Consider the following 7402-nt stretch of genomic DNA (forward strand, 5'->3'; position numbering starts at 1 on the left):
TTCGCTGTGAAAGCCATTAGCGAAGGGTTGCGAGCGGAAATGGCAGGACATAATATCCGCGTAACCACCCTTTACCCAGGGGCGATTGAAAGCGAATTAAAATTCAGCAGCAGCGATCCAGAATCTCGCGAACGCGTGCAAAAATTCTATGCTGCCCACGAAATTCCAGCCAGCTCCATTGCCCGTGCCATTGCTTATGCGGTGGAACAGCCAGACAACGTTGCCGTGAATGAAATCACCGTTCGCCCAACGGTGCAAGAGTTTTAATTTACCCCATTTTTATCACAGAATGCCGTTTTTTAACGGCATTTTCATTGGAGAAAATAATGAAAACAGCATTAGTTGTAGGTGCAACGGGCGTGGTGGGCAAGGCCTTAGTGGAATTATTATGCGAAGATCCGCGCTATCAACAGATTATCCTTTGGGTTCGCCGAGCGGTAACCTTTTCTCACCCCAAAATTCTTGTTCAACAAATTGATTTTGATCAGCTTGAAAATATAACTATGCCTGCAGTGGACGAAGTCTTTTGCACCCTTGGCACTACCTTGAAAAAAGCGGGTAGCAAAGCACAGTTTCTTAAAGTGGACGTGCAATATCCCATCGCCTTGGCAACCTTAGCCAAACAAGCGAATGCACCTTGTTTTGTTTTTGTATCAGCGATCGGCGCCAATGTTCAGTCAAACTTGTTTTATTACCAAGCCAAAGGAAAAGCGGAACAGGCACTCACAGCATTACAACTAAATTGCTTGCAAATTACGCGGCCTTCATTAATTCTAGGCGAACGTGCTGATTTTCGTTTAGGAGAAAAGATCGCAGCGTGGCTGTTTAAATTTTTACCAGCCAATGTCCTTGCGGATTATCGCTCAATGACAGGGCAGCAAATTGCGGAAAAATTAATTGAACAAGCGCAAGATCATCAGGAAAAAGTAAAAATCTATTATCCAAGTAAAATGTAAGGAAAATAAAATGCCACAAACAACACCACACAGAATGCAACAAATTAATATGCGAGAAGCGGGCGCGCCCGATGTGTTATTTATAGAACAAGCTGCCGTTCCCACTCCGCAAGCAGGTGAGCTGCTGGTTAAAGTGGCTTATGCTGGAGTAAATCGCCCTGATATTATGCAGCGCCAAGGGTTGTATCCAATGCCTAAAGGCGTTACGCCCATTATGGGCTTGGAGCTTTCAGGCACAGTGGTTGCGGTGGGTGAAGGTGTGAGTGAATTTCAGCTAGGCGATAAAGTTTGCGCTTTAACGGACGGTGGTGCTTATGCCGAATATTGCCTTGTGCCAGCCAGCCAAGCCTTACCCGTTCCTAAAAATTATTCGTTGCTAGAAGCCGCCGCGCTGCCCGAAACGATTTTCACCGTTTGGGGAAATTTGTTTATGCAACAACAGGTTAAAGCAGGGGAAAGTCTGTTAGTTCACGGCGGAACAAGTGGCATTGGATTAACGGCGCTCGCTATCGCACAAAGCCTAGGCATTAAAACCTACGCTACCGTAGGCAATGCAGAAAAATGTGCCGTTGTTGAACAATATGGTGCGGTTGCGATTAATTATAAAACGCAAGATTTCGCCGAAGTTATTCAAAGTGCGGGCGGAATTGACGCGATTTTAGATGTGGTCGGCGCGAGTTATTTCCAACGAAATTTAGCTTGCTTAAAACAAAATGGCAGATTGTTTTTAATCGGTTTTATGGGCGGTGCAGTAGCACAAAACGTAGATTTATTACAAATCGCCTTAAAACGCGCCCATATCACTGGATCAACAATGCGTAGCCGCACTAAAGCTGAAAAAGCGGAAATCGCACAATCGCTACAACAAAATGTTTGGGGCAAATTAGAAAACGAACAAATCGCCAAGCCAATAATTCATCAAGTGTTTGATTTTAAAGATGTTCAACAAGCGCACCAAGAAATGGATAAAGGCACGCATATTGGCAAGGTGATGTTGGCGTTTGGTAAGGGGGAATAGGGCGATTTATTTTTAGGTGCATTGATTTTCTTTGTGATAAATAAGTAATTAGCCAAACGATAAAGTGCGGTGATTTTTCAATGAATTTTAAAAATTCAAAAAATTCTCACCGCACTTTAAAATTCACCTTAACTACATTCTCAATTCAAATCACTGAAAGAAACACACATTCATTTGATCTCAAATAAAATCTTGTTTATCCTACCCCAATCCCCTATAACCGAGATAACAAAATGGCACTGGATTTAGCAGAAATTAGACAACAAATCACCCAAATTGACCGCAGTTTATTGAAACTACTTTCGGAGCGTCATCGTTTGGCTTATGACGTGGTGCGTAGTAAGGAAATCACGCAGAAAGCCTTGCGTGATGTGGAGCGTGAGCAACAATTATTACAAGAATTGATTCAATTTTCTGAAAATGAAAATTATCAGCTTGATCCACAATATATCACGCAAATTTTCCAGAAAATTATTGAAGATTCTGTGCTGACTCAGCAAGCCTATTTGCAAAAGAAACTCAATGAACAGCGTGAGCAAAATAGCCACATTGCTTTCTTGGGTAAACGCGGATCTTATTCTCATCTTGCGGCACGCAGTTATGCAACCCGTTATCAAAAACCGTTCATTGAGCTGAGTTGTAGCTCTTTCGAGCAAGTGTTTGAAAAAGTGCAAAATGGCGAGGCGGATTACGGCATTTTGCCGCTGGAAAACACGACTTCAGGTTCAATTAATGAAGTCTATGATTTGTTACAGCATACGGATTTATCGCTTATTGGTGAATTGGCATACCCGATCAAACATTGCGTACTCGCAACGGAACACAGTGAGTTAAGCCAAATTGAAACCCTATACAGCCATCCGCAAGTGATCCAGCAATGCAGCCAGTTTATTCGTAGCCTTGATCGTGTACATATCGAATATTGCGAAAGCAGCTCGCACGCAATGCAGTTAGTGGCAAGCCTGAACAAGCCAAATATTGCGGCATTGGGGAATGAAGATGGCGGTCATCTTTATGGCTTACGCGTGCTGAAAAGCAACATTGCCAACCAAGAGAATAACATCACACGTTTTATTGTGATTGCCAAAGAACCTGTGGTGGTATCGCCACAAATTCACACTAAAACCCTGTTATTAATGACGACAAATAAACGCCAAGCAGGCTCACTGGTGGACGCGTTATTGGTGTTTAAAAAACATAATATTAATATGACGAAACTGGAATCCCGCCCGATTTATGGTCAGCCGTGGGACGAAATGTTTTATCTTGAAATTGATGCCAACATCAACAACCCAGAAGTGCAACAAGCGTTAGAAGAATTGCAAGAACACAGCAACTACCTAAAAATTCTCGGCTGCTATCCGAGTGAGATTGTAAAGCCTGTGGAAGTAAATTAAGCAGGTAAAATCTAAAAATACAAGGCATAATAGATAAAAGTGCGGTGGAAAAATTTAAAAAATTTCCACCGCACTTATTTTTTGATAAGAAATTAAATGTTCCAGCCACCTAAGTAGAATGCTAATAATGCGACTGCGATTAACACTGTGCCGATATTGAGTTTTTTCACTTCACCGCTGATGATTCGCCCAATCACAAGAGTAGCAAAACCAAGCATAATGCCAGTGACGATATTTGCAGTAAGAACGATGAATACCGCGCAAACTAAGCCGCTCATTGCGCCGATGAAATCAGAAAAATCTAATTTGTTTACGTTGCTAAGCATTAGTAAGCCCACATACATTAACGCTGGTGCGGTGGCATAGCTAGGCACAAGGCTCGCGAGTGGTTGGAAAAAGAGCATTAATAGGAATAACACGCCCACGACAATGGCTGTGATCCCGGTTTTACCGCCAGCGGCTGTACCTGCGGCAGATTCAATATATACCGCAGCCGGTGCTGTACCAAATAAGCCGGAGAATAAGCTACTTACGGAGTCAGAAGTTAAGGCTTTGCCGCCGTTGATGATTTGTCCGTCTTTATCCAATAAATTGGCTTGCCCTGCTACGGCACGGATTGTCCCTGTCGCATCAAATACCGCCGTCATTACTAAGGCGAACACCACAGGCAAGATGGCAGGTTGTAATGCACCCATTAAATCAAGTTCAAGGAACAATGATTGCTCACCAAAAGTTGGCATTTTGAATAATTCACCGCTGAATTTCACATTAGGATCAACCGCCAAACCGATAAGCGTGATCGCAATAATCACCCACAAAATACCGCCTTTGATTTGCAATCTTTCTAAGCCGATGATTGCTGCTAATCCTGCAAGGGAAATTAACACAGGGAATGTGGTGAAATCACCAAGTTTCACTGGCAAGCCTGCTTGGTTGCCCACCACAATGCCCACGCCATTGGCCGCGATTAATAATAAAAATAAACCAATTCCAATGCCTGCGCCCTGTGCAATACTGGCTGGCAAGTTGCGTAAAATCCACGCACGAATGCCTGTTGCAGAAATTAAGGTAAACACGATCCCCATAAAGAATACAGCACCCAGTGCGACAGGAACGCTTACGCCTTGCCCTAATACAAGGCTAAATGCGGTAAACGCGGTTAATGAGATAGCACAACCAATGGCCATTGGCGCGTTTGCCCATAAGCCAATAAGGATAGAGCCTAAGCCCGATACCAAACAGGTGGCGATAAACACGCTTTCAGGGGGAAAGCCTGCGGCGCTCAGCATATTTGGCACCACAATCACGGAGTACACCATTGCCAAGAAGGTGGTTAAACCTGCGATAATTTCTTGGCGCACCGTTGAGCCACGCTTGGTGATCTCAAAAAGTTTTTCTGCGAACATAAATTTCCTTTCGTTAATAAAGTTAAAATAAAATCTTGTTGAAAAAATGGCGCTATTTTACAGAAAAGAAAAGAATAGTAAACGTTTGCTTAATAGAAAGTGCGGTGATTTTTACGGAAATTTTTGGGCTTGTTTGACAAATCGTTTATAATAACGCGCAATAATCGTAATAATAATCAAAGCGAGGAAAAAATGGCTATCTTAGTAACTGGCGGTGCGGGCTACATTGGCTCTCATACCGTTGTGGAATTATTAGATACTGGCAAAGACGTGGTGGTGCTGGATAATTTATCCAACTCTTCTGCGAAATCATTACAACGTGTGGAAGAAATCACGGGCAAAGCGGTGAAATTCTACCAAGGTGATGTGTTAGATCGTGCAATGTTGCAGAAAATCTTTGCAGAAAACCAAATTGATTCCGTAATCCATTTTGCCGGTTTGAAAGCCGTGGGTGAAAGCGTGCGTAAGCCAATCGAATATTATATGAACAATGTAACAGGCTCATTAGTATTAGTCGATGAAATGCGCAAGGCTGGCGTGTGGAATTTAGTGTTTAGCTCATCAGCAACTGTCTATGGTGATCCTGAAATTGTGCCAATTACCGAACAATGCAAAGTGGGTGGCACGACCAATCCTTACGGCACATCGAAATTGATGGTAGAACAAATTTTGACGGATGTTGCCAAGGCAGAAGATAAATTTAGCTTTACCATTTTGCGTTATTTCAACCCAGTGGGCGCGCACCACAGCGGCTTGATCGGTGAGGATCCAGCAGGTATTCCAAATAATTTATTGCCTTATATTAGCCAAGTGGCTATCGGCAAATTACCGCAACTTTCCGTCTTTGGAAGTGATTATGACACCCACGATGGTACGGGCGTGCGTGATTATATCCACGTTGTGGATCTAGCAATTGGGCATTTAAAAGCCTTAGATCGTCATCAAAACGATGCGGGATTGCACATTTATAACCTTGGCACAGGCACAGGTTATTCCGTGTTGGATATGGTGAAAGCCTTTGAGCAAGCCAACGATATTCAAATTCCGTATCAATTAGTGGCGCGCCGTCCGGGGGATATTGCAACGTGCTATTCCGATCCTTCTCTTGCCGCCAAAGAATTAGGCTGGAAAGCGGAGCGTGGCTTAACGGAAATGATGCAAGACACTTGGAATTGGCAAAAAAAGAACCCGCAAGGGTATCGTGATTAATCGTTAATCTCATTGTGCTGTAAGGAAACTTACAGCACAATTTGTTTGAAAAACACACCGCACTTTATGGCTATGACCACACAACCGAATTTATTTTCACAAATTTTCAGCCGTAATATGCTAATCTGCGTATTCACGGGATTTAGCTCGGGTTTACCCCTCTATGTTCTGGTTTCTTTGTTACCCATTTGGTTACGCGCAGAAAATGTCGATCTCAAAACCTTGGGCTATTTCACCCTAATAATGCTTCCTTTTTCGTGGAAGTTTGTCTGGGCGCCCTTGCTTGATCGCTTTGTGCCGCCTTTTTTAGGTCGCCGCCGCGGCTGGATGCTGATCTCACAAATTTTATTGTTAATCAGCTTGGCATTATTTGGCTTTTTAGATCCAAGCAAACAATTTGGACTCAGTTTAATCGCCGCTTTGGGCGTGCTTTGCTCCTTCTTTTCCGCCACGCAAGACATTGTGCTAGATGCCTATCGGCGAGAAATTTTAACCGACAATGAATTAGGTTTAGGCAACTCCATTCACGTTAATGCTTATCGTATTGCTGGCCTTATCCCCGGTTCGCTTTCATTGATTTTGGCGGATCATTTTCCTTGGCAAACGGTGTTTATCATTACCGCAATGTTTATGTTGCCGGGGATTTTAATGTGTCTATTTTTAAGTACCGAACCTAATATTGCGCTAAAAAAACACCGCACTTTAGAAGAAAGTGTTATCGAACCTTTCCGCGAATTTTTTCAACGCAAAGGCGTTTGGTCAGCCTTAGGGATTTTGGCGTTTATTTTTCTGTATAAATTAGGCGATAGTATGGCAACGGCGCTGATTTCCCCTTTCTATTTAGATATGGGATTTAGCAAAACCCAGATCGGTTTGGTGGTGAAAAATGCCTCTTTATGGCCAATGGTGGTCGCTAGTATTCTAGGTGGGGTTTTAATGCTGAAAGTGGGCATTAACCGCGCCTTATGGTTATTTGGATTTGTGCAAATTATCACCATTCTTGGCTTTGCCTGGCTCGCCCAACAAGGGCCTTTTGAAACCGTAGATAGCCGCGCCTTATGGTCGCTTAGCCTTGTGGTGGCCGCGGAATATATCGGTATCGGTTTAGGTACGGCCGCCTTTGTTGCCTTTATGGCAAGGGAAACCAATCCCCTTTACACCGCCACTCAGCTTGCCTTATTCACCAGCCTTGCCGCACTGCCAAGAGCCACACTCAACACCCAAGCCGGCGCGTTGATCGATTGGCTGGGTTACTATGATTATTTCTGGCTTTGCTTCTGGCTCGCGATCCCTGGAATGTTATGCTTAGTTAAAGTTGCCCCTTGGAATCAAGTAGAGTAGTACGTCTATTGACGAAGAAATTTAGGAGAAAGTAATGCAATTTCTGAAAAAACTCAGTTTTTTATTAGCAAAATT

At 43.3% G+C, this 7402-nt stretch carries 7 protein-coding genes; 6 read left to right on the forward strand and 1 reads right to left on the reverse strand.

Features of this window, described 5'->3' with window-relative positions:
* From C3007_RS08605 to pheA, 4 genes are all read left to right on the forward strand, one after another.
* Window positions 1–267, forward strand: a 267-nt coding sequence (locus C3007_RS08605) for an SDR family oxidoreductase (protein WP_423716526.1), incomplete at its 5' end; no start/stop codon positions are given.
* Between the two features lie 59 nt (window positions 268–326).
* Window positions 327–956: an NAD(P)H-binding protein gene (locus C3007_RS08610; protein ID WP_103854070.1), complete on the forward strand. Its 630-nt coding sequence runs from the start codon at window positions 327–329 to the stop codon at window positions 954–956.
* A gap of 10 nt (window positions 957–966) precedes the next feature.
* On the forward strand, window positions 967–1974 hold the full coding sequence (locus C3007_RS08615) for an NAD(P)H-quinone oxidoreductase (protein WP_103854071.1): 1008 nt from the start codon (window positions 967–969) through the stop codon (window positions 1972–1974).
* 233 nt (window positions 1975–2207) lie between these two features.
* On the forward strand, window positions 2208–3371 hold the full coding sequence (pheA, locus tag C3007_RS08620; RefSeq protein WP_103854072.1) for a prephenate dehydratase: 1164 nt from the start codon (window positions 2208–2210) through the stop codon (window positions 3369–3371).
* A gap of 92 nt (window positions 3372–3463) precedes the next feature.
* On the opposite strand, the gene C3007_RS08625 is transcribed toward pheA, so the two are convergent.
* Window positions 3464–4777 (reverse strand): NCS2 family permease, encoded by a 1314-nt coding sequence (locus tag C3007_RS08625; protein ID WP_103854073.1) that lies wholly within the window; start codon window positions 4775–4777, stop codon window positions 3464–3466.
* A 192-nt stretch (window positions 4778–4969) separates the two neighbouring features.
* Between C3007_RS08625 and galE the strand changes: the two genes are divergently transcribed.
* Window positions 4970–5986 (forward strand): UDP-glucose 4-epimerase GalE, encoded by a 1017-nt coding sequence (galE, locus tag C3007_RS08630; protein ID WP_103854074.1) that lies wholly within the window; start codon window positions 4970–4972, stop codon window positions 5984–5986.
* 72 nt (window positions 5987–6058) lie between these two features.
* The gene (locus C3007_RS08635; protein WP_103854075.1) at window positions 6059–7327 is read left to right on the forward strand and encodes an AmpG family muropeptide MFS transporter; all 1269 of its coding nucleotides are present in this window, start codon (window positions 6059–6061) and stop codon (window positions 7325–7327) included.
* Window positions 7328–7402 lie beyond the last annotated feature (75 nt).

Origin of the sequence: Avibacterium gallinarum (assembly GCF_002921135.1) — a bacterium.
GTDB classification, from domain to species: domain Bacteria; phylum Pseudomonadota; class Gammaproteobacteria; order Enterobacterales; family Pasteurellaceae; genus Avibacterium; species Avibacterium gallinarum.